At 59.8% G+C, this 23,101-nt stretch carries 18 protein-coding genes and 1 tRNA gene; 12 read left to right on the top strand and 7 right to left on the bottom strand.

The features are described 5' to 3' along the window. Positions 1–4: 4 nt before the first annotated feature. The gene (gene treS / locus VGI36_15335; protein ID HEY2486521.1) at positions 5–3,364 is read left to right on the top strand and encodes a maltose alpha-D-glucosyltransferase; all 3,360 of its coding nucleotides are present in this window, start codon (positions 5–7) and stop codon (positions 3,362–3,364) included. A 51-nt stretch (positions 3,365–3,415) separates the two neighbouring features. Further along, complete coding sequence (gene glgB / locus VGI36_15330; GenBank protein HEY2486520.1) at positions 3,416–5,683, top strand: 1,4-alpha-glucan branching protein GlgB; 2,268 nt, start codon at positions 3,416–3,418, stop codon at positions 5,681–5,683. Between the two features lie 29 nt (positions 5,684–5,712). Here glgB and VGI36_15325 read toward each other — a convergent pair whose 3' ends face one another. Further along, positions 5,713–6,600: a hypothetical protein gene (locus VGI36_15325; GenBank protein HEY2486519.1), complete on the bottom strand. Its 888-nt coding sequence runs from the start codon at positions 6,598–6,600 to the stop codon at positions 5,713–5,715. Between the two features lie 219 nt (positions 6,601–6,819). Here VGI36_15325 and VGI36_15320 point away from each other — a divergent pair. The 7 genes from VGI36_15320 to argC all read left to right on the top strand — a co-directional run bounded on the left by VGI36_15320 (position 6,820) and on the right by argC (position 13,037). Continuing rightward, positions 6,820–6,897: transfer RNA gene (locus tag VGI36_15320), tRNA-Asp, on the top strand. Between the two features lie 68 nt (positions 6,898–6,965). After that, complete coding sequence (rplM, locus tag VGI36_15315) at positions 6,966–7,406, top strand: 50S ribosomal protein L13 (protein ID HEY2486518.1); 441 nt, start codon at positions 6,966–6,968, stop codon at positions 7,404–7,406. Positions 7,407–7,428: 22 nt separating this feature from the next. Continuing rightward, positions 7,429–7,827, top strand: coding sequence for a 30S ribosomal protein S9 (gene rpsI / locus VGI36_15310; GenBank protein ID HEY2486517.1), 399 nt, complete (start codon positions 7,429–7,431; stop codon positions 7,825–7,827). 179 nt (positions 7,828–8,006) lie between these two features. After that, a complete protein-coding gene (locus VGI36_15305; GenBank protein ID HEY2486516.1) occupies positions 8,007–8,801 on the top strand; it encodes a FecR family protein in 795 nt (264 codons plus the stop codon). A 20-nt stretch (positions 8,802–8,821) separates the two neighbouring features. After that, positions 8,822–9,586, top strand: a complete 765-nt coding sequence (locus tag VGI36_15300; GenBank protein ID HEY2486515.1) for a hypothetical protein — start codon at positions 8,822–8,824, stop codon at positions 9,584–9,586. Positions 9,587–9,689: 103 nt separating this feature from the next. After that, the gene (locus VGI36_15295; protein ID HEY2486514.1) at positions 9,690–11,915 is read left to right on the top strand and encodes an adenylate/guanylate cyclase domain-containing protein; all 2,226 of its coding nucleotides are present in this window, start codon (positions 9,690–9,692) and stop codon (positions 11,913–11,915) included. 69 nt (positions 11,916–11,984) lie between these two features. Beyond that, positions 11,985–13,037: an N-acetyl-gamma-glutamyl-phosphate reductase gene (gene argC, locus VGI36_15290; protein HEY2486513.1), complete on the top strand. Its 1,053-nt coding sequence runs from the start codon at positions 11,985–11,987 to the stop codon at positions 13,035–13,037. 301 nt (positions 13,038–13,338) lie between these two features. Here the strand turns inward: argC and VGI36_15285 are convergent, their stop codons facing one another. The 6 genes from VGI36_15285 to VGI36_15260 form a co-directional block, all read right to left on the bottom strand. Continuing rightward, positions 13,339–14,037, bottom strand: coding sequence for a pirin family protein (locus VGI36_15285; protein ID HEY2486512.1), 699 nt, complete (start codon positions 14,035–14,037; stop codon positions 13,339–13,341). Between the two features lie 28 nt (positions 14,038–14,065). Continuing rightward, a complete protein-coding gene (wrbA, locus tag VGI36_15280) occupies positions 14,066–14,689 on the bottom strand; it encodes an NAD(P)H:quinone oxidoreductase (GenBank protein HEY2486511.1) in 624 nt (207 codons plus the stop codon). Between the two features lie 75 nt (positions 14,690–14,764). After that, complete coding sequence (locus VGI36_15275) at positions 14,765–15,802, bottom strand: CoA ester lyase (protein ID HEY2486510.1); 1,038 nt, start codon at positions 15,800–15,802, stop codon at positions 14,765–14,767. Between the two features lie 43 nt (positions 15,803–15,845). After that, complete coding sequence (locus VGI36_15270) at positions 15,846–16,331, bottom strand: MaoC family dehydratase (protein ID HEY2486509.1); 486 nt, start codon at positions 16,329–16,331, stop codon at positions 15,846–15,848. Position 16,332: 1 nt separating this feature from the next. Beyond that, positions 16,333–17,502, bottom strand: a complete 1,170-nt coding sequence (locus VGI36_15265) for an acyl-CoA dehydrogenase family protein (protein ID HEY2486508.1) — start codon at positions 17,500–17,502, stop codon at positions 16,333–16,335. Between the two features lie 7 nt (positions 17,503–17,509). Further along, positions 17,510–17,983, bottom strand: coding sequence for a MaoC family dehydratase (locus VGI36_15260; protein HEY2486507.1), 474 nt, complete (start codon positions 17,981–17,983; stop codon positions 17,510–17,512). A 445-nt stretch (positions 17,984–18,428) separates the two neighbouring features. On the opposite strand from VGI36_15260, the gene ccrA reads away from it, so the two are divergent. The 3 genes from ccrA (at position 18,429) to VGI36_15245 (ending at position 23,093) form a co-directional block, all read left to right on the top strand. Then, positions 18,429–19,676 (top strand): crotonyl-CoA carboxylase/reductase, encoded by a 1,248-nt coding sequence (ccrA, locus tag VGI36_15255; protein ID HEY2486506.1) that lies wholly within the window; start codon positions 18,429–18,431, stop codon positions 19,674–19,676. Positions 19,677–19,811: 135 nt separating this feature from the next. Next, positions 19,812–20,126: a hypothetical protein gene (locus VGI36_15250; protein ID HEY2486505.1), complete on the top strand. Its 315-nt coding sequence runs from the start codon at positions 19,812–19,814 to the stop codon at positions 20,124–20,126. Between the two features lie 72 nt (positions 20,127–20,198). Then, positions 20,199–23,093, top strand: a complete 2,895-nt coding sequence (locus VGI36_15245) for an FAD-linked oxidase C-terminal domain-containing protein (GenBank protein HEY2486504.1) — start codon at positions 20,199–20,201, stop codon at positions 23,091–23,093. The last annotated feature ends 8 nt before the right edge of the window (positions 23,094–23,101 follow it).

Genomic DNA, 23,101 nt, shown 5'->3' with positions numbered 1-23,101 from the left:
TCGAATGCCCTTAGAGCACGAAACCGAAAATGGCGCAAAGCGCGACCCGCTCTGGTACAAAGATGCGGTTTTCTATGAACTGCGCGTGCGCTCGTTTTACGACAGCAATGGCGACGGGGTCGGAGATTTTCCCGGACTAGCAAAGAAACTTGATTACCTCCAGGCCCTGGGAGTTACTACGCTCTGGCTATTGCCCTTTTACCCCTCGCCGATGCGGGACGATGGATACGACATTGCGAACTATACAGATGTCAATCCGGAGTGCGGCACCCTCTCGGACTTCAAGTTGTTTCTGCGCGAGGCCCATCAGCGAGGCCTCAAAGTAGTCACCGAACTGGTGCTGAACCATACCTCCGAGCGACACGAGTGGTTCCAGCGCGCGCGCCAGTCACCGGTCGGTAGCGCGCACCGCGACTACTACATCTGGAGCGATACGCCCGAGCGCTACAAGGAGGCCCGCATTATTTTTCAGGACTTTGAGGGGTCCAACTGGTCCTGGGATCGCGTGGCCAAGGCGTACTACTTCCATCGTTTCTACTCACATCAGCCCGATCTCAACTACGACAATCCAGCGGTGCGCCGCGAGATCTTGCGGGTGGTTTCGTTCTGGCTGAGTCTGGGAGTTGATGGCCTGCGGCTTGACGCGGTCCCCTATCTCTACAAACGGGAAGGAACCGGCTGCGAGAACCTGCCCGAGACTCACTCGTTCCTGCGCGAATTGAGGCACTATGTAGACGCCAATTTCGCCGACCGCATGCTGCTCGCCGAAGCCAATCAGTGGCCGGAAAGCGCGGTCGCCTACCTGGCGGAAGGCAAAGAATGCCACATGGCATTCCATTTTCCGCTCATGCCGCGAATGTTCATGTCAGTGCGCATGGAGGATCGGTATCCGTTTACCGACATCTGGGCCCAGACCCCCGAGATTGATCCCTCGTGCCAGTGGGCACTGTTTCTTCGCAATCACGACGAGTTGACGCTCGAGATGGTCACCGACGAGGAGCGCGACTATATGTACAAGGCGTATGCGCAGGAATCGCGCATGCGCATAAACCTGGGTATCCGCCGCCGTCTGGCGCCGCTTTTGGGGAACAATCGCCGGACCATCGAGCTACACAACGCTCTGCTCTTTTCGCTCCCGGGGACGCCGGTCATCTACTACGGCGACGAGATCGGAATGGGCGACAACGTCTACCTCGGCGATCGCGACGGAGTCCGCACCCCGATGCAATGGGCGGCGGATCGTAACGCCGGGTTCTCCAGCGCCAACCCGCAGCAACTGATCCTGCCCATAATCATCGACTACGAGTACCACTATCAGACCATCAACGTCGAAGCGCAGGACGCCAACCGCCACTCGCTGTTGTGGTGGATGCGGCGCCTGATCGCGTTACGCAAACAATTCAAGGCGTTCGGACGCGGCTCCATCGAATTCCTCAATCCGGAGAATTCCCATATTCTCGCCTTCCTCCGCAGCTACCAGGAAGAACGCATCCTGGTGGTTGCAAACCTTTCGCGCTTTGTTCAGTACGTCGAACTCGACATGTCCAAGTTCAAAGACATAACGCCGGTGGAGCTGTTTGGGCGTACAAGCTTCCCGAAAATCGGCGAACTGCCCTATCTGCTGACCCTGGGACCGCACACGTTTTTCTGGTTTTCCCTTGAATCGCCCAAGCATGCCCCCGAGGAGCGCGCGGACTACCAGCCGCCGCGGGTTGAAGCCGGTGCTAGCTTTGACGCCATGTTGCGAAGAGGCGCGCGCGAAACCATCGCGCGCGCCATGCCGGACTACCTGCCTCACTGCCGCTGGTTTCGAGCCAAGACTCGCTCGATCAAAACGGTAACGGTGATAGAAACCTTTCCCATGTCGGAAGCGCCGCACGCTCCCCAACTCGGCGTGCTGAATGTCGACTACTTCAATGGTGACCCCGAAAGGTACTTGCTCCCGCTCGCGATAGCGGCGGGCGATCGTGCGCGGGACGTGAAATCGCGGGCCCCCGAGCGGGTGATTGCGGAGGTCACCGGCGCCGGCAGCAACGGAGACCAGGCGGGGGTCGTGTACGACGCCTCGATCGATCCGGAATTTGGAACGGCGCTGCTGGATATGATCACCCATCATCGACACCACCACGGCGTCACCGGCGAGCTGTTGGCACACTCAACGCATGCGCTGTCGGAACTTCGAGGCGACGCCGCCCTTGAACCGCGGGCGCTCAAAGTCGAGCAAAGCAATACCTCGATTGCCTATGGCGACCGCCTCATTTTGAAACTTTTCCGGAGGCTCGAAAGTGGCTTGAATCCGGATCTCGAGATCACGCGCTTTCTGACTTCCCACGGTCTCTTTTCGCACGTGCCGCCGTTGGCGGGATGGCTCGAGTATCGCTTTGGACGCGGCGAGCCAGAAGCGGTCGGAGTGTTGCAAGGCTTCGTACCCAACAAGGGAGACGCCTGGCAGTTCTCGCTGGACGAACTCGCGCACTACCTGGAGACTGCCGCGACCAAACCGGCGTTGGCCCAATTGCCCGCGACTAACGCGCTCGATCTGCTCGCGCGCGAGGAAGCGGACCCGCTCGCGGTTGAATTGCTGGGTGCCTACCTGGATGCGGCGCGGCTTCTGGGCCACCGGGTTGGCGAACTTCATCTCGCGCTGGCTTCCAACCAGAGTGAGCCCGAGTTTGCGCCGGAGCCCTTCTCCGCCTTCTTTCAACGGTCAACCTACCAGTCGATGCGTAATCTGCTGACGCAGGCGATTCGGGTAGTGAACCGTCGGCGCGCGTTCATCCCAAAGGAGCTGGCGCGGCAAACTCAGATAGTCATCAATCGAGAGGCCGAAATCGTATCGCGCTTCGACGCCTTCCTGCGCTGCCGAACTTCGGTGGTCCGCATGCGATGCCACGGCGATCTGCATCTCGGCCAGGTTCTGTACACCGGCAAGGACTTCGTAATCATCGATTTCGAAGGCGAGCCGGCACGCGAGTTGAGCGAACGGCGTCGCAAACGTTCCGCGCTGCAGGACGTGGCGGGGGTGTTGCGCTCGTTCGACTACGCGGCCATGAGCGCGACGATTCAGCAACTCAACGCGGGGTCATTGGGCGAGATGAACCTGCAGACCGCGGAGCCCTGGGCAAAGTTTTGGCAGGCGTGGGCTTCGTGGGCCTTCCTACGCGGCTATCTGGAAACGACAGCGAAAGCACCCTTTGTTCCCCAAAATCCCGCTGAGCTCAAAACCATGCTGGAAGCATTCACCATGGAAAAAGCCATTTACGAGCTTAACTACGAGCTGAACAATCGCCCCGAGTGGCTGGTGATCCCTCTGAGCGGAATCGCCTCGATACTCGGTCCGGCACCGGGAGAAGCGCACGCGTAAAGTGACGGGATGGAGCGGCGGCGAGGGTAGCTCCCCTGGAAGGACTGCTTCATGAATGAGAGGACGGACCGACCGACATCGACACCATCGCGCGGCCAGGCAGACCGGAAGGGTGGGGGCCGCGTCTCGTCTATTCCGCGCGATGACTTAAGACGCCTCCTCGAGCTTCGGCATCGCGATCCCCATTCGATCCTGGGAGCCCATCTGACCGATGGGGGCGCGATCATCCGCGCTTATCGCCCCGAGGCCGTGCAAATTTCGCTGCTGCTGGATGATCAGCCACCGCGCGCAATGATTGCGCGGCCGGAACCCGGGTTGTTTGAAGTAGCGGTCCCGGAAACAGGTCCCGAGATTTTTCGTCATCGCTTGGAGGTAGAATATCCTGGCCAGCATCGGGTCACCGTGAGGCAACCATATTCCTTTCCGCCAACCCTCGGTGACATGGACATATATTTATGGGCGGAACAGAAACACGAACAGATCTGGAAGAAGATGGGCAGTCATGTCTGCGAAGTCGCGGGCGTCGCCGGGACCTCGTTTGCGGTATGGGCGCCCACCGCCGCCGGGATCAGCGTAGTCGGTGACTTCAACAACTGGGACGGAAGGCTCCACATGATGCGGATGCTGGGCAGCTCCGGGGTTTGGGAGCTGTTCATTCCAGACTTGGGCGCGGGCACCTTTTACAAATACGAGATACGCACCCCGGAGGGCGGCTTCCTGCTCAAGAGCGATCCATTCGCCTCGGCCACCGAATGTCCGCCCGCGACCGCGTCGCGGATCTATCAATCAACCTACTCGTTTAATGACGGTGCCTGGATGTCCGCACGCGCAAGTCGCGACACGCTGCGCAGTCCGATGGCGATATATGAACTCCATCTTGGCTCATGGCGCCGAGTGCCAGAGGAGGGCAATCGTCCGCTCTCCTACCGGGAACTGGCGAATCAGCTATGTGACTACCTTACCAACCTAGGATTCACGCACGTCGAATTTTTGCCGGTGATGGAGCATCCGTTCGCCGGCTCCTGGGGGTACGAGACGACCGGTTATTACGCACCGACGGCACGCTATGGATCGCCTGATGACTTTCGCTACCTGATCGATCGGCTCCATCAGAGCGGCATCGGGGTGATTCTGGATTGGGTGCCGGCGCATTTTCCTAACGACGAATTCTCACTCGGCCGCTTTGACGGCACCGCGCTATACGAACACGCCGACCCGCGCCAGGGTTACCATCCGCAATGGAATACCTACATCTTCAATTTCGGGCGCGATGAGGTTCGCAGCTTTCTGCTCGGCAGTGCGCACTATTGGCTGGAGGAGTTTCACGCCGATGGGCTTCGCGTCGATGCGGTCTCATCGATGCTCTACCTCGATTACGGACGACGTCGCGGTGAGTGGATTCCCAACGTCCACGGCGGCAACGAGAACCTCCAGGCAGTCGCGTTTCTGCGCGAACTGAACCAACAGGTTTATGCACGGCATCCGGGCGTCGCGATGATCGCCGAAGAATCAACCGCCTGGATGGGGGTCAGTCGCCCTCTGTACGTGGGTGGCCTCGGCTTTGGTTTCAAGTGGGACATGGGCTGGATGCACGACACGCTCGATTATTTCAGCAAGGATCCGGTGTATCGGCGCTACTCTCATCGCGATCTGACGTTCGGGTTCGTCTACGCGTGGTTCGAAAATTTCGTCCTGCCCCTCTCTCACGACGAAGTCGTGTACGGTAAGCGCTCGCTGCTGGACAAAATGCCTGGCGACCGATGGCAGAAGTTCGCAAACTTGCGCGCCTTGTTCGGCTACATGTGGGCTCGCTCCGGCAAGAAAATTCTCTTCATGGGGGGTGAATTCGGCCAATGGCGCGAATGGAACCATGACCAGAGCCTCGACTGGAATCTGCTGGCCGAAGCGGACCATCGTGGACTGCAGGCGCTGGTGCGCGATCTCAATCGCATTTATCGCGGCGAGCGGGCTCTATGGGAAGCCGACCATGACCCAGCGGGCTTTTGCTGGATCGACGCGAACAATGCCGATGAGAATGCGATCGCCTTCATGCGTACCGCGCCCTCTTCGGGGAGCAGATTGGTTTGCGTCTGCAATTTTTCACCGGTGGTGCGGAGAGGCTACCGGGTTGGGGTTCCGGTTGCCGGTTTGTACCGCGAAGTGCTGAACACCGACTCGACTGTCTATGGCGGCAGCAACCAGGGCAACGCCGGCGGCGCCTATGCCGCCCACACGCCCTGGCACGCCCTGCCCTGCTCGATGTCGATCACTCTTCCGCCACTGGCGACCCTGTGGTTCGAAGTACCCGAGCAGCGCTGAGCGACGGCAGTTTGGTTCAGGCCGGACCGTCACTCGTGACTGCATGGAGGATTGCCCTTCAAGTGATAGACGATCCCGGTCTTGGTGGTTCCAGTCGAAACCCAATCCCGGGCAACGTTTTGCAATGCGATTAAGAAGCTCTGGCATCGTTCGAGAGCTTTTTCATGAAGCTCGCTTCTGCGCTTGAACTTGCATTCATAAGAAAATTCGCCGACTAGCAGCTTGTGCTCGCCCCGTTCGCGCCACAATGAGGCGTTGGACTTGGCGGTGACTCCCTTGCCGAAGTCCAAAACCCCCAGATCCTGCAACACTTCCTCGACGATCGTGTGATTGACCAGGGAGAGTTTTTCCGTCGACTTCCCGATATTTCTCAGGGCCGGAAAGAAGTCGGCCAGTGCCGCCATCGACACCGACTGCATTTCGCGCTGCAATGGAAACTCGACGTTGTGCGAATACAACATGCGAAGACCGCCGAGCTTCTCTTTCAGGGGAAGAGCCTCGGCCTTGAATTTGACCCGGTAGGGGGTCGCGATGTTGGGTCGCACATCCATTTCGGCGGCAGTCTGGAAGTCCGGATGCCGGAATTTGAATACGATTTCCGGATCTTCTACCGGAAAGCCGTCTTCGTACGCGATACGGCGGCGCAGGATGAATGCATGGTTGTAGAGCGCGAAATCCCTGGTATCGAGAAACACGACCTCCCGGATTCGCGGTCTTAAACCTTTGAAGGCGCCGGTTGAAAACCCTATGCCCAGATCCTTCGCGACGCCGCGCGCCAGCTTGCCGAACTCGTGAAAAGATGGAGACGAAGTAAAGCGATCAGGCTTAAGGATCAGCTTGCACTCAAAATAGTGAACGGTGTCCAGCGGATGCCCATCGCTGTAGGCGCCAGACCCGAGCATTGGAACCCGTTTCACGTCAAGCGACTCCTATTGAGCCGTGTCTTCCTATGCGGCTTGTCACCGTGAGCATCTACTCCTGACGCTTAGCTATATATCACAGCGGGGCTCGCCAGATTTCTACCTAGTTCCCCGCCGCTGCGCAGGTGGCGGGCTCTGTGCGTCCCTGGCGATGCTTGCGCGGCCGGCAGTTGGTTGCCCCGTGCGTGGGAAAATGTAAAAAAGGATGGTTCGGGCGGGGTCGTAGTTCAGCCCGGTTAGAACGCCGGCCTGTCACGTCGGAAGTCGTGGGTTCAAATCCCATCGGCCCCGCCAAATCGTATTGCGCGGCTCGGAGATCTGCGTGGGCTCGTCCCGAGTACGCGGCAGGTGAAGAAGTGAAATTGACCGAGCAGACCGAAAGCGTGTCGCACGAGGCAGCGCTCCGTGACCGGCGGTGGCTATTGATTGACGCGGCCGACCGTTCGCTGGGACGGGTGGCAACACGCGCCGCGAGCCTGTTGCGCGGAAAACATCGGCCCGAATTTACCCCCAACCAAGACACCGGAGACTTCGTGGTCGTAATCAACGCGGCCAAGGTCAAACTGACCGGTGCCAAGGCGACCGACAAAATCTATCATCGGCATACCGAGTACCCTGGCGGTATCAAGATGATCACCGCAGGCAAGCTGCGCGAGTCGAAGCCCGAGCGGCTGGTCGAAACCGCCGTTCGAGGGATGCTACCCAAGAGCCGCCTGGGTCGGCGGCTCTTCACGAAGCTCAAGGTGTACGGCGGCGCGGAACATCCTCATAGTGCCCAGAAGCCACACCCGGTCAAGCTCTAAGCTCGGACGTTAAATCACTCACATGGCAGAGAAAAAGAACATTATCTGGACTACTGGACGCCGCAAGACCGCAGTCGCGCGAGTGCGCTTGTTCCCCGGCGCTGGTACCATCCTGATTAACCAGCGCTCGCTGGAAGACTACTTCCCCCGCGATACCTCGCGCATGTTGATTCTGGAGCCCTTCGAAATCACGGAAACCAAAGGGCAATTCGACATCGTGGTCAGCGTCGAAGGCGGCGGCAACGCCGCGCAGGCCGACGCGGTGCGCCACGGCATCTCGCGCGCCTTGGTCGCCTCTTCCGAGACGCTCCGCCCGGCGCTGCGCAAGGCCGGTATGCTCACGCGCGACCCGCGCGAGGTCGAGCGCAAGAAGTATGGCCGTCATAAGGCACGCAAGCGTCCGCAATATTCAAAGCGCTAGTCCTTAATCCCACAAAAACAACGGGCCGGAATTCAGTGAGTTCCGGCCCAAAACTGCTACTGGGCGCCCTATAGTGGGCAGACGCTGAAGTTCGCTCGGCCGAACCAGCCCTCGGTTTGGATTGACAGTCTTCACCGCGCCGAATAGAACGATGCGTTGAGCAGCGAAGGAACAACAACATGCGCTCATTTCGTGTACACCAGCCTACGCGTGAGTCGCTCGGGCTGATTTTCGCTTTCATTGTCTTGCTCGTGCTGCAGCCGGCAGCTGTGTTTGCCCAGGTAGCAAACGCGGGCACCTTGAGCGAGGTCTCGGGGACCGTGCAGCTCCACCGCGGGGTGGCGACCATACCGGTGACCCGTGTGATGCCGGTAGAAGTCGGTGACCGACTCATTACCGGTGATGATGGCCACGTCGTGGTCCTGCTCACCGACCAAAGCACGCTGGAACTGAGCGACTCCAGCAACATGGTCATTACGCAGCACGCCGGCGCTGCTAGCCAGGTAAACCTCGCCAGCGGCGTCGTGCGATCGTTCGTTAACCGGACCGTAGGCGGCGCGGCACCTAATTTCGAGGTGCACACGCCCAACGCGGTCGCGGCGGCGAGAGGCACCCTGTTCGATACCGCATACACCTCGAATGTTTCACGTCCGACCTTCGGCGACGCTCACGATTTTACGGACATCTCCGTTTATGAAGGCTCAGTGGATGTTGCCAATGCCGCAAATCCGACCGCCTTCACCAACGTCCCCGCCGGTTACGAATCCACCGTTGCAGGCACGAATAACGCTACATCGCCCGGACCACTCGGAATGACCGGGGCCGTTTCTTTCAGCGCCCCCGGCAGCCACGGCAGTCCGGGCAGCAATGGGGCCATAACGCCGGTGTCGACGGTGCCTCCACCCTCGTGCCCGGTATGCATGGGAGCGTCGATGGGTCCGAGCACCACGACTCCGCCTGCGAGCGGGAAATAGGGACGGTTGTGAGGACTGCGATGCACAAGCTGACGGTCAGACTCACCTGTTCGCTGGCGGGTTTCGTCGCCGTGATTGCCTTTGCAACAGCGGCGTCGGCACAAGGTTTCTTTGACGACATCTACCCGGGGTTCTTCACGCTTCAGGAGCCACCCACTTTGAATCTGAATTTCTTTGGCGGGGGTTTCATCAGCAACAAATACGGCGACCTGCAGGAAGGCATACAAGTCGAGCAGAGCGTTACCCCCTACATCGGAGCGGTGGGACGCATTACCGGCTACCAGCTGTGGGAGGGTGAGGGGTTCGACAATCCGCTAAACCCCGGTACCGGCCATGAGGCGCGGCTTAATTTCGTGCGCTTTCAGGGCGGGGCTGACTTTACCCTTTATCCGGGTACGCATCTTTTTATTCTCGGCGGTCGCGATGCCGGCGACAGCCATGCGAGCACCGTGGAAGGCGACTTCTCGAGCTGGCTGTTCCTGCACAGTCTGCATCCGTTCAACTTTTCATTTTCGGCCGTCCACAATTTCGAAAACGGCGTCACCTCCAGCTCGATCGATCTGCAGGCCATCGTCCGGTCGACCCGGAAATGGATCTTCATGGCAGGCGGTGGGGGCGCCATCTATGGTGGCGGCTTTATTAGCGGGGTCGAAGGCCAGGGCGGACCCGACCTGGGCGTCTACTATCGGCCTTGGAACGTCGGAATCAGTGCGCAGGCCGGCTACGGCTCGGCGAATGGATACGGCCAGATAAGCATCTATAAACAGCTCACCATCTTGGAATAAGCCCCTGCAAAGGCGCAATGGTGGCATGCCTGCAGCCATCTGCGGCGGGCATGGCGCGTCTGCCACCGGCAGGTTAGTCTTTCCAATCAGCGGCTGGAGATAGATGCCTGAAGTGCCGAAAAAGCGGCGACCAGGCCGCAGGTTCCACTGGATCACCTTTGTCCTCGGCCTCGCGGTCACTGCGGGGTTTCTGTTGTTCTTTGCCGCATACCCCCGGCTGCTGGTCAGTCTTGAACTCAAAGTCTCTGACGCGCGGCTTCGTGCGAGGTCTCATCGTCCGTTCTCGAACAAAGTCGTAATCGTCGCGATTGACAACAAAAGTCTCGAACAGATTGGCCGCTGGCCCTGGGATCGGTGGACCCTTGCAAATCTCGAGCAGGCCTTTATCGACTATAAAGTCAAAGTAGTCGGTTACGATGTCCTGTTTGACGAGCGCGATCCGGTGGACGTCGAACGCGATGCCTTGACCGTCAAGCTGAAGACCTTGCACGTCACCAACCAGGATATCCACGGGATCCTGGGACCGAGAAACGATCAGATGTTTGCAGATGCTATCCGGGCCCACGGCAGGACCATCCTCGCCTACAACTTCTCTGACCATATGGTAGGTGCGGCCCCACCCACCACCCAGGCGGACTACTTAACCAAGGTGATCGATCCGAAACCGATGTCATGGAATGTAAGAACGGACCCTGGGGCGGCACCTGAATTGATATCGGCGGGAGGTTACCGTCCCCCGCTTCAGATTTTGAACAGCGCGGCGAAAAAAGCCGGCTTCGTGGACGCTGATAGTGATGATGACGGTCTTTTTCGTCGGGAGATGACGGCGATCAGTTTCGACGGCCGGCAATGGGCGTCACTTTTCATCACGGCAGTGTGGGCATACCAAGATCAGCCGCCACGCGAATTGATGATCGGCGCCGCGGGAATCACGCAGGCAGTACTTGGCGACACAATTATTCCGGTGGATGAAGTAGGGCGGATGCTGGTGACCTACCAAGGTCCTGCCGGCACTATCCCCCACTACTCCGCTGCCGATGTGATCAATCATCTCGTCAACGACCACGATCTGGCCGGCAAGATTGTACTAGTGGGAGTCACCGGTACTGGACTCGGAGATCGCGCAGTCACGCCGGTCGGCAACGAATTTCCGCGAGTCGAAATCCACGCTAACGCGATCGAGACTATTCTGAGCCGCGATTTCGTTCATGACTCGAAGACCGAAACCTTGGTGATGGAACGAGTGTGGGCCGTGCTTCTAGGCATCGGGGTGTCGATTGCTACGGCTTGGCTGAGCGCGGCCTGGTCGGTCGCGGCAATGCTGGTGCTGGCGGGAAGCTACTTCGGGTTTGCGCAATTCATGCTGTTAAAGCGCGGCGTCATGCTCGGCATGGTCCTGCCATTTGTTATAACCGGCGGCGCCGTAGTCATTCTGCTTGGCTATCGCTACATCACCGAAGGCCGTGAGAAAGGCCATCTGCGCCACATCTTCGAGCACTATCTCCATCCCGATGTGATCGCGAGCGTGGTCGATAACCCCGAGGGACTCAGGTTAGGCGGCGAGCGGCGTCACGTGGCAATCCTGTTCGCTGACATCGTCGGGTTTACCTCGCTGGCTGAACGCTCCGATCCGGTCCAGCTAGTCGCGATGCTTCACGTGTACATGACCCGGATGACTAACATCATCCTGGAGAGCGGTGGCGTGGTGGACAAGCTGATGGGCGATGGAATCATGGCCTTCTGGGGTGCGCCCTACGAATTAGAAAATCCGGCCCGTCGCGCGATCGATGCGGCACTGCAAATGGTCGCGGCGCTGGAGAGCCTGCGCAAGGAGGACCCGCGCTTTCTGCATCTCGAGGTCGGTATCGGCATCGCCACCGGAGATCCGATAGCCGGCAACTTTGGCGGAGAACGCCGCTTCGACTATTCTGTTATCGGCGACAGCGTTAATTTCGCCTCGCGGCTCGAAGGTCTTACGCGAAAATTCGGGGTACGGTTCCTGGTAAGCAAAGATGCCTTCACCGAGGCGAGCGCGCCCTACATCGCACGCGACATCGGTCTGGTGAAGGTTAAAGGAAAGGCCAGCTTGGTGGCGATAATGGAAGTCGTGGGACGCCGCGATGACGGGGTCGATCCAACCTTTTACGATCAGTTCGAGCGCACCGTCGAGCTGCTGAAGGACGGGGACGCCGACCAGGCCAGAGCGCAACTGGAAGAAATGCTCGCAGCTCGCCCCACCGACGAGGTGGTCAGCCTCTACCTGGCGAAACTCAATGAATCGCACGACGAGCCCCCGCGCGAGATGGTTTTCGAATTCGAAACCAAGTGAACTGGTTAAGGTTTCAGATTCGTGATAGTTGGGTTAAACCGATCCCGCCGACAGCACGAGGAAGCTTTGATGGCACATGACAGGATCCGCGTCGCAGTAGTAGGCGCTTCCGGGTACTCGGGGATCGAAGCCGTTCGCATCCTGGCTGCACATCCGTTCGTCGAAATCTCCGCTCTCACCTCCGAGCATTATGCGGGACGCGAGGTGGCAGACGTCTATCACCACATGGACGGCACCGATCTGCCGCCGTTCGAGGAACTACGTCCGGGCTTCCTGGCGGGGCGCGCCGACGCGGTCATATCCTGCCTGCCGGAAAAAGTGGGCTTTCAGATGATTGCGGATCTGGTCCAGTCCGGCGTCAAGGTGGTTGACGTTTCGGCCGACTTCCGCCTGAAAGACCCGGCAGTCCATCGCGCTACTTATGGGTTCGATCATGCCGGTCCCGCCCTAGTCAAAGAGGCGGTCTACGGATTGACCGAATTCCACCGCGGCGAACTACGCGAAGCACGCCTGGTCGCTAACCCGGGATGCTACCCGACCGGTGCGCTGCTTGGGTTAATACCGCTCATTCGCCGCGATCTGATCGAACCCGGGTCGATCGTCATCGATGCAAAATCGGGAACCACCGGCGCCCGTCGGGCGGCTTCGGTTGAATACCTGTTCGCGGAAGTTAATGAGAATTTCCGCGCGTACAAGGTGGGAACCCATCGCCATACTCCAGAAATCGAGCAGGAAATCGGCTCCGTCCTGGGCCGCGAGGTCGCCGTGGTGTTCGTGCCGCATCTGCTTCCGGTAACCCGCGGAATCCTGACTACGATGTTCATGCGGCCTCGTGCCGGCACGACCCAGGAGGATGTGCGGACGGCATTCGAAGCGAGCTTTGCGAAGGCGCGCTTCGTCAGGCTGCTCAAGCCCGGAGAACTGCCCGAGCTGCGCAACGTGCGCGCTACCAATTTCTGCGAGATAGCCTTCGTGCTCGACCGGCGAACCCAGACCCTCATCATCAACACCGCGATCGACAACCTCGGCAAGGGTGCAGCTGGCCAAGCGATTCAGAATCTCAACGTGATGTTCGGGTTCGACGAGGCCGCCGGCCTGCTGAACGCGGCCCCGGTACCCTAACCTTAACCTCGAATTGCGTCGCGGATGCGATTCGAGCCCCTTTTGCCGAAAGCGTTGGTTGTCGGTCTGGGCCCGCCGGATCTACACCGCTCTGATCGGTTGCTGGCAGCACCATCCTATCCGTAGGCGAGCGTCGTTCTTCGATCGCTCATTTCAATCGCTAAGGTTTGGTCGCCGTACGGATCCAAACTTGGCGAAGACGAGACCAGGAAAGGAAGCTTCGGAAACCCGGCTTGAGCGCTCGGTCTGTGGAACCGTGTGTCCGAAATGCTACGACTTCAACCGATGCGGTTTGGAAAGTTCAGGGTAGGTCGAACAGGACCACTTCGGAATCGGACTGAGCCTTGAGATCGAGGCGAGTCTCGTTCTCGATGGCGGCGCCATCGCCCGCGCCTAGCGAGACTCCGTTCGCTTGCACATTCCCGCGCGCTATCTGCAAATAGGCGCGGCGCAGCGGCGCAAGGCTGTGGACGGTCCCCTCGCCCGCTTCGAGCATGCCATCGTACATCCGCGCGTCCTGGTGAATCACTATGGAGCCCTCGGCTCCGTCGGCTGAGACAACCAGCCTTAACTGCCCGCGCCGTGTGCTCTCGGGAAAATTGCGCTGCTCGTAGCCCGGGTCGATCCCCGCCGCGGCCGGCAGCAGCCAGATCTGAAGGAAGTGGACCGGTGTGTGCTTCGAGGCATTAAACTCGCTGTGGCGGATTCCACGACCCGCGCTCATCCGCTGCGCGTCGCCGGGTCGAATGACCGATCCATTACCGATGCTGTCGCGATGCTCGAGCCCGCCTTCGAGCACCCAGGTGACGATTTCCATGTCGCTGTGAGGATGGGTTGGAAAGCCACCGCCTCCCACCACGCGATCCTCGTTGATCACGCGCAGAACGGAGAAACCCATCGCCGACGGGTCATAGTAGTCACCGAACGAAAATGTATGCCGGCTGTCAAGCCAGTCGATTTTGGTACGCCCGCGCCGATCGCTTTTTCTGACCGTGATCATAAGCTCGCTCCTCCGCGCAAGGTTTTCATCAGCCCTCGCCCTTCAGGCGCTTGGCGATCTCGGCGACGCGACGACCCTGCGCGCGCACGATTCGAAGCTCGTTGTCCGTCGGGGTCCGCGAGCCGTCTGCGCCCGCCAGCGTGCCCGCGCCGTAGGGCGAACCACCGGTAATCTCCTTCATGTTCGCGATCTCCGGCTCCGTGTATGGCACACCCACAATGATCATACCGTGATGCAGGAGGGTCCAATGGACGCTAACAATCGTGGTCTCTTGTCCGCCGTGCTGAGTCCCTGTGCTGGTGAAAACACTGCCGACTTTGCCGGCCAACGCACCCTTTGCCCATAGACCGCCGGTTTGATCGAGAAAGTTGCGCATCTGCGCGCACATGTTCCCGAAGCGGGTCGGAGTTCCGATGATAATTGCATCCGCACTCGCCAGATGGTCGACGCTGGCGACCGGTATGTGCGCGAACGCCGTCCGGGCTTTCGCCGCTCCGGTCCGCTGTAAAGCCGCCTCAGGCACCAGCTCCGGAACCTGGTAAAGCTCGGCCGTCGCTCCCGCGACTTGCCCGACCGCCTCGGCGGCCGCTTCGGCCATCCGATGGATATGCCCATACATGCTATAAAAGATGACCTGTACGGTAGTCGCCATGGCTTTCGCTCTGCTCTGCGCTGGAGAGGGCGATCGATCGACGGACGCGAACCCGGATTACGCAGAGTTCGCCCTTCAAGCAACGCGGCGCATCAGCTCCAGGATATCGTAGCCGGTGATGGCCTTGCTCTTCTGCGACCAGTCTCTGAGTTCCGCATCCGACACCAGACCCGCCTGGGCACCCTTGGCCAAGTCCATCAGTGCGATCTTGATGGTTGCCTCGTCGATCATCTCGCCGGTCTTGGGATCCGCCATCGAACCGCCGCCCTTCTCATGATAAAGGGCCACCACGCGGCGCGCTTCTTCGATTTGCTCTGCGCTTGGCGTGAAGCAGGCGTTGGCGATCTCGGCCTGCTGCGGATGGATGACCCAGGTGCCGTCCATGCCCAGGTTGGCCGAGGCGACATTTTTGGCGCGCAGTTGCCGCTTGAGCTGCTCGATGCGTTCGGGCGTGTCGGTGTTCCTCCAGATACGGATGAAAACGTTGTCCACCGCGTGCAATCCAGCGGCCTTCGCGGCTACCACTACCGCCTGCTTGGAATAGTTGAAGTTGATGTGTTGATCCTCGACGATTTCGCGGATGCCGAGATTGGCGGCAAAGTCAGCGATTCCGAATACCAGCCCGCACATGCGGTCGGAAGCCGTTGCGATGGCGTAGGCGTGTACCAGCGCGTGCGGGGTTTCGATCAGAGACTCGATCTGCACGCGATATTTCCACCCGCCGCGCTTTTCCAAATCGTCCAGCAGTTGGGAGACCTGCTTGATTTCCTCGGGGCCGCGCGTCTTGGGCAGCATGATCCCGTGAAAGCGGTTGGGCGCTCCCAGCATGATCGCCTCCATGTCGCCCTTGAAGAAGGGTGAGTGGATGTTGTTGGGACGCACGGTGACGATCTTCTTGCCAAAATCGAGCGTGGTGAGCGCCTCGACCATGGTCTTGCGGCTCTTTTCGCCCTTAAACTCGTACGGGCACGCATCTTCGAAGTCCGCCATCACATGGTCGACCGGAGCCTTCACCGGGTCGGCCGCGTTCTGATGAAGCTTCAAGCTGTGACCGGGATAGGTCATCTCGGTGCGGGGGATGACGAAACGAGTACCGTTGTCGAGAACGTACATTTGCTTTTCCTGCCTTTGGAGAAGATAGCCGCCGGCTCGCGCGTCAGGCCTTCCTCAGAAAGTGCGATTTTCGCTTGATAAGAACGGTCCGCTCGATTTCCACGACCTGGGTACCGTCAGGCTTCTTGCCGACGAGCTTGAACTTAACGAGACCCGCGTCGGGTCGATTGGAATCATGCTTTTCCAATACGGTCGACTCCGCATAGATGGTGTCGCCGTGAAAGACCGGATTGGTATGCTTCCCGTTGTCCATTTCCACTTCCGCGATCGCATTCTCGCTGGTGTCTTCGGAGGCGAGCCCGACCGTGAAGGCGAGTACCACTCCGCCATATACCACCCGTCGCCCTTCGTAATAGGTCTTGGGATCCCGTTCGACGAAGTTCTGGTTGAAATGCAGCTCGGCGGTGTTCATCACCAGCGAAGTGAAAATATGATTGTCCGCTTCGGTGATGGTCCGTCCGCGCTGATGGACCAGCGTGTCGCCGACCGTGAAGTCCTCGAAATAACTGCCGTCGCTGGTAATGCTCATGTCAGCCCTGCTGCTCCATGATTCGGCGGCCAATCACCTCATACTGAATCTCGCTGGTACCTTCGAAAATCGACAGCACCCGCGCATCTCGCCAGAATCGCTGCGCCTCGAACTCCATCGAATAGCCGTAACCGCCGTGAATCTGCATCGCCTCACGAGTCACGCGTTCGGCCATCTCGGCGCCGAACGCTTTGGCCAGGCCGGCCTCGTAGTCGCTGCGTTTGCCGGTATCTTTTTGTGACGCCGCGTAGTAACAAAGCTGGCGCCCCGCCTCAATTTCGACCGCCATGTGCGCGAGCTTGTGGCGAATGACCTGGAAGTCGCCGATCGGTTGGCCAAACTGTGTGCGCTGCTTGGCGTATTTGACCGCGCACTCAAAGGCGGCCTGCGCGACTCCCACCGCGCGGGCCGCGGTCTGCACGCGCGCGGCCTCGTACGAGGACATGAGCTGGTAAAATCCCCTGCCCTCCTGCCCGCCGATCAGGTTTTCCGCGGGCGCGTAGGCCTCGTCAAATTGCAGCGCGTAGCTGCGCATCCCGTGGTAGCCGATGGTCGGAATCGGCGACCCGGTCAGCTGCGGGGGCATAAAATCATCGCCGGGCTCCTTCTCGAACAGGATCAGCGAAAGCCCGCGGTGACGTTTGGAAACATCAGGATCGGTCCGCGTCATCACGGTCAGCATCTGTGCGCGATTCGCGAACGTGCACCACATCTTGGAACCCTGGATCAGGTATCCGTCGCCCTTTCTCACCGCCCGGGTTTTGAAAGACGCGGTGTCGGAGCCGGAATCCGGCTCGGTGAACGCCGCAGCCGTCAGGATGTCGCCCCGCGCGATCTTCGACATATACCGTTTCTTCTGCTCGGCTGTGCCGTTCGCGCTGATGAGCGTCCCGGTGATGATATTGCGGGTCATGACCGAGCCGACCGAAAGCCATCCGCGCGACAGTTCCTCGGTCACAATGGCCATGGCAATGTAGTCGAGGCCCAAACCTCCTTCTTCGGCAGGAAAAATGACGCCGAAGTAGCCAAGCTCTGCCATCTTCTTGAGGATCTGTTCGGGAATCTCCTTGTTTTCACGATCGAGGTCGTTGGCGATCGGCTTTACTTCGGCCTCGACGAAGTCGCGAACCGAGCGACGAATTTCCTCGTGTTCTGGTGTAACCAGCGCCATTTTCAGATCACCCTGCCCTGACGTTGCGCTTGCGAATAAGCACCGGGCGCTCGTACTCGAGTACCTTTTCGCCGCGTTGGTTGTAGCCGCTGGTGCGGAACCTCACTACCCCGCGGTCGGGACGCGAGGTGTCGCGCTTTTCGAGCACCAGCGACTCGCTCGTGAGCGTGTCGCCCGGATACACGGTTGCCAGGTACTTGAGCTTTTCGTAGCCGAGGTGGGCGATCGCGCGCTCGCTGAGGTCTTCCACCGAAAGCCCGAACACCACGTTCATCACCAGCAGGTGATTGACAATCACGCCCTGGTAGCCGATCGAGCGCGCGTACTCGCGATTGAAATACGCGGGGTTGAAATTCATGGTGACCGACGAGAAGAACGCGTTGTCGCCTTCAGTAATCGTACGCCCCCAGTGGTGTTGGAACAGGTGCCCAACCTCGAAATCCTCGAAGTAGTGGCCCCGCTCGATTTTGCGTACCGCCATGCCGATTTTCCGCCTCAGATATGGTTAGTGCGATTCTAGCCAACCGCGTTGTCGCACCGCGAACGATAATTTGGCCCCGGTTTTGGGAAACCTGATTGAATCGCTCGCCTTACCGATTGCCCCGACCGCCGGCCCGCCAAAGCCGATGCCCTTTTATGGAATCCGCGTAGGTGGGTCAACCTTTCATTAGGGCAGTTTGCAGGAAATGAAGTACCGGATAAGCCAGCGTGAAGGAAATCGGGCGATTGCCAGCCCTGCAAAGCAGCCTGTTGTCACACGCTGACCAAACAGGTAGCTAGTGTCTCCGCAGCCGGCGGCAAAAACGTCCAGCCGCGTCAATTTTTAACATCGCGGACCTTCAAGGTGTGCAATGCTGTGGCTAGCCAATAAACGGCTCCCGGAGTGTGGAACCAACCGAGGCCTGCCACGGCGGTAACTGAACTATATGAGCTACAAGGAAATTTACGACATCGGCGAACTTCCCCCCATCGGGCACGTGCCCAAGCGCATGTACGGTCAGCTGATTCGCGCGGATCGCTTCGGGCATCCGACCCAGGCTTTCCAAACCGAGAAGGTTGATGTGCCGAAGATCAAGCCGGACGAGGTCCTGGTTTACGTGATGGCCGCGGGGATCAACTACAACAACGTGTGGGCGGCGCTCGGCTCTCCAATCGACGTTATCGCGGCCCGCAAAAAGGCCAAGTACGACCACTCCGACTTTCATATTGGTGGCAGCGACGCGTCGGGCATCGTCTATGCGACCGGCAGCGAGGTTCACAACGTCAAGGTCGGCGACCGGGTGGTGATTCATTGCGGCGTCTGGGACAAGGACTGCCCCTCGGTACGCAATGGCGACGATCCGATGTACGACCCCTCTTTCAAAATCTGGGGCTACGAAACGAACTGGGGTAGCTTTGCGCAATTCACCAAAGTGCAGGCGCATCAGTGTATGCCCAAGGCGAAGCATCTCAGCTGGGAGCAAGCCGCCGCCCCCACGCTGGTAGGTTCGACCGCCTATCGCATGTTGATGGGATGGCCGCCCCACACCGTTCGCCAGGGCGATGTGGTCCTTATCTGGGGTGCCTCAGGGGGGCTCGGCTCGATGGCCATCCAAATTGTCAGGGCCGAGGGTGGAATTCCGGTGGGTGTGGTCGGCGACGACCGCAAGATCGAGTTCTGCAAGAAACTTGGCGCCAAAGGCTGCATCAATCGCAAGCACTTCAAACACTGGGGCATGCTGCCGCATTGGAAAGACGACGCGTCCTTCGGCAAATGGACGAGCGAGGCGCGCAACTTCGGCAAGGCGCTCTGGGACGTAGTGGGAGAGCGCAAGAGCCCCCGACTGGTGTTCGAATTCCCGGGCGAAGATACCATCCCGACCTCAGTCTTCGTATGCGACACGGGTGGGATGGTAGTAATCTGCGCGGGCCATACCGGTTACAACGCGACGATTGACCTGCGCTACCTGTGGATGCGGCAAAAGCGGCTGCAGGGATCACATTTCGCCAACGACGAACAATCCTACGCCTTCAACCAGCTCGTCATCGACGGCAAGATCGATCCGTGTCTGGGCAAGACCTTCAAGTTCGAAGAGATAGGACTCTGCCATCAGCTGATGCTTGAAAATCGCGCGCCCGAAGGAAATATGGCCGCGCTGATAGGGGCGACCAAGGCAGGACTGAAAGACCTGTAACGCTGCAGTAACAATTTCGGATCAATCTCTTAAACCAGAGTTCCGTTTACCGAGGGTCCGCCCCGTCGCTAGATTGCGCCTCGGACCCGATGCCTGGTCTCGCCACGGAGCCTAAGACTCGACCGGAGCTGAATCTTGAGCGAGTTGCGAGCACTACAACGCCTATTCGTTTTGGCAATCCTGCTGTCGGCAGCGGGATGCGTGACGTACTCTTCCGAAGAGCGACAGATTCCAGGATTGCCCGAGATAACCCGCCCCTCTCAGGAGAAACGCCTTCCCGAATGGATCGGGAAGGACCGCAAGGAGCTGGTCGCAAAGATGGGCAAACCTACTTTGGCGATACCGATGGAATCCGGCGCCGAGGAGCTTTACTTCTCCTACCAGGGCCACAAGTATTATTTCGAAACCGATTTCAAGCGCGACGTTAAAACCGCCGTACAGCTTAACTGAATTAGGTTAGTTTTTTCCGGCTTCTTCAGGCGTTAGGCCCGCGCCTCAACTGGACTAGAATCCAGGATTGAGATGAGTTCGTCCGCCTCCATTGTGAGTGAACTTAAGCGCTCAATCGAAGGGGAGGTGCGCTTCGACAAGGGCACCCTGACGGTTTATTCCACCGACGCCTCCAACTATCGGCAAATTCCGATTGGCGTAATCGCACCACGGCACGATGGCGACGTGGCGACCGCGCTTCGCATCGCCCGCGAAAACGCACTGCCGATTCTCGCACGCGGAGGCGGAACCAGCCTCGCCGGCCAGGCAACCAACGCGGCGCTGGTGCTCGATTTTTCAAAATTCATGAATCGCATCGTCACCCTCGACGTCCAGCGTCGTACCGCGCTGGTCGAGCCGGGGGTAGTGCAAAGTCATCTCAACGACGCGCTGGCCTCGTCGGACCTGTTCTTCGCGCCCGATCCGGCGACCAAGGATCGCTGCACCATCGGCGGGATGGTGGGCAACAATTCGTGCGGTTCGCATTCCGCCGCCTACGGCAAGACGGTCGACAACGTGGAGGCCATCGAGGCGATGCTGTACGACGGGACCCGCTTGACTCTGACCGGCCCGATGACCGAGGCGAAGCTTCAAGCACAGATGGCCAAGCCCGGCCGAGAGGCCGAGTTGCTCCGCGCGCTCAAGGGTCTTCGCGAACGAACCGCAGAATCGGTTCGCGCCCATTTTCCGAACATCCCCAGGCGTGTCTCCGGCTACAATCTCGATGAACTCCTGCCCGAGCGCGGATTCAATCTGGCGCGTGCCCTGGTCGGCAGCGAGGGTACCTGCGCGGTCACTCTTCGCGCCACACTGCGCCTGGTTGCGCGTCCCAGGTCCGTCACGCTGGTCGTGCTCGGGTTCGACGACGTGTACGCGGCCGCGGACCAGACCTCCTGGCTCCTGCGCCATCGACCCGAAGCACTGGAAGGGTTCGACCAAAACCTCCCCGACTTCGCACGTATCAAAGGAATGCCGGGGGTGCGATTCCTGCCCGAGGGCCGCGCGTTTCTAATTGTCGAGCTTGGGGCAGATTCCGCGGCCGAAGCCTACGAGCGGGCCGCACGGCTCGCCGACGACGCCGGGAAAATTCGGGAATGCTCGGGCACAAAAATCCTGTCCGATGGAGCCGCCCAGACCGCGGTCTGGCGGCTGCGCGAATCGGGTCTTGGGGCAGGGGCTTATATTCCCGGCCGACCGCGAACCTGGCCCGGGGCAGAGGATGCCGCCGTCCCGCCGGAGCGGCTGGGCGCGTATCTGCGGCGGTTCAACCAGCTACTAACCAGCCATTCGCTCACGGCGGCCACCTACTATGGACACTTCGGCGAAGGCTGTGTTCACGCGCGAATCAGTTTTGACCTCGGCTCCCGCGAGGGGGTGGGAGTGTTTCGTCGCACGATGGAACAAATCGCGGAGCTGGTCGTGGAGTTTGGCGGCTCGCTGTCGGGGGAGCATGGCGACGGGATTGCGCGTTCCGAGCTGCTCCGGGTGATGTATCCGAACGACCTGATCGATGCCTTCCGCGAATTCAAACGCGCTTTTGATCCCGACTTCCGGATGAATCCCGGCGTGATCGTGGATCCTCACCCCCTCGACTCTCATCTCAAGCTCGCCGCCAACTATTCACCGCTCCGGGTGCCGACCCATTTTGACTTTTCGTCGGAAGGCGGGCTGGCCGGCGCAGCGCTCAAATGCGTGGGGCTCGGCAAGTGTCGGAAAACCGATACCGGCACGATGTGCCCGTCCTACATGGCAACTCGCGATGAGAAACACTCAACCCGCGGGCGCGCCCGGCTGCTGTTCGAAGCGCTGACCGGCGACCTCCTGGAAGGCGGGTTCGTGGATCTGGCGGTCAAGGAAGCGCTGGACCTTTGCCTCTCTTGCAAGGGATGCCTGAGCGAATGCCCGGCGGCGGTCGACATGGCGGCATATCGCGCCGAATTTTTCGCGCAGTACTGGGCGCGAAATAGACGCCCCCTCAAGGCGCAGTTTTTTGGGCGCCTGCACGATTTCGCACGGGTCGCATCATTTGCGCCCGGCCTGGCGAATTTCCTCGCTCACGCCCCGCTGGTTCGGTCGGTGGCGAAGAGCGCGCTGGGAGTTCATGGCGCCCGCGAGTTGCCGCGTTTTGCTCATCAGGATTTCGGCGCATGGTTCAAGGGCCGACAGCGAATCTCAAGCTCCGCGGACCGTCAGGTGCTGTTGTTTCCCGATACCTTCAACCGTTTTTTCGAACCCGCAGTTGCGGCGGCCGCGGTCGAAGTGCTCGAACGAGCCGGTTGTGAAGTATCGATTCCCGCGCGCGACGTGTGCTGCGGCCGTCCGCTCTATGATCAGGGAATGCTCGATCGCGCCAAACGGGTTCTCGCGGGCGCGCTTGAGCTGCTCGCCCCCCTGGCACAGCGAGGGGTCGCAATCGTGGGACTTGAGCCGAGCTGCATCCTGACCTTCCGCGACGAACTGCCCAAGTTGTTCCCACACGACGCGCGGGCTGAAGCTCTGGCCGGTCGTGCGATGCTGCTCGAGGAATACCTCACGCTTGAGGCGCCTGATTTCGCTCCCGGGGCAATCCACGGACGGGCAGTCCTGCATGGCCATTGCCATCAAAAAGCCATCGCCGGTCTGGATAGCGAAGTGAAACTGCTGTCGCGGGTCGAGGGATTGCAGGTCGAGGTGCTCGACTCAGGATGTTGTGGAATGGCGGGTGCCTTCGGTTATGACCGGGAGAACTACCAGCTGTCAGCAAAGATCGGTGAGCGGGTTCTGATCCCAAAATTGCGAGCAAGCGGGCCCGACACGATAATCATTGCCGACGGGTTTTCCTGTCGCTTGCAAATTCGCCACTTCTGCCCCGATCGGAACCCGCTTCATATTGCGCAAGTGCTCGCGGGGCTTTCCGGACCGAGGAACGCGGGACCACCTGAGCCGTGACCGCAACA

It is taken from the genome of Candidatus Binataceae bacterium, from assembly GCA_036495685.1.
GTDB lineage: Bacteria > Desulfobacterota > Binatia > Binatales > Binataceae > JAFAHS01.
Note: the sequence above shows the minus strand (reverse complement) of the source record. Positions and strands in the feature narration are given on the sequence as shown.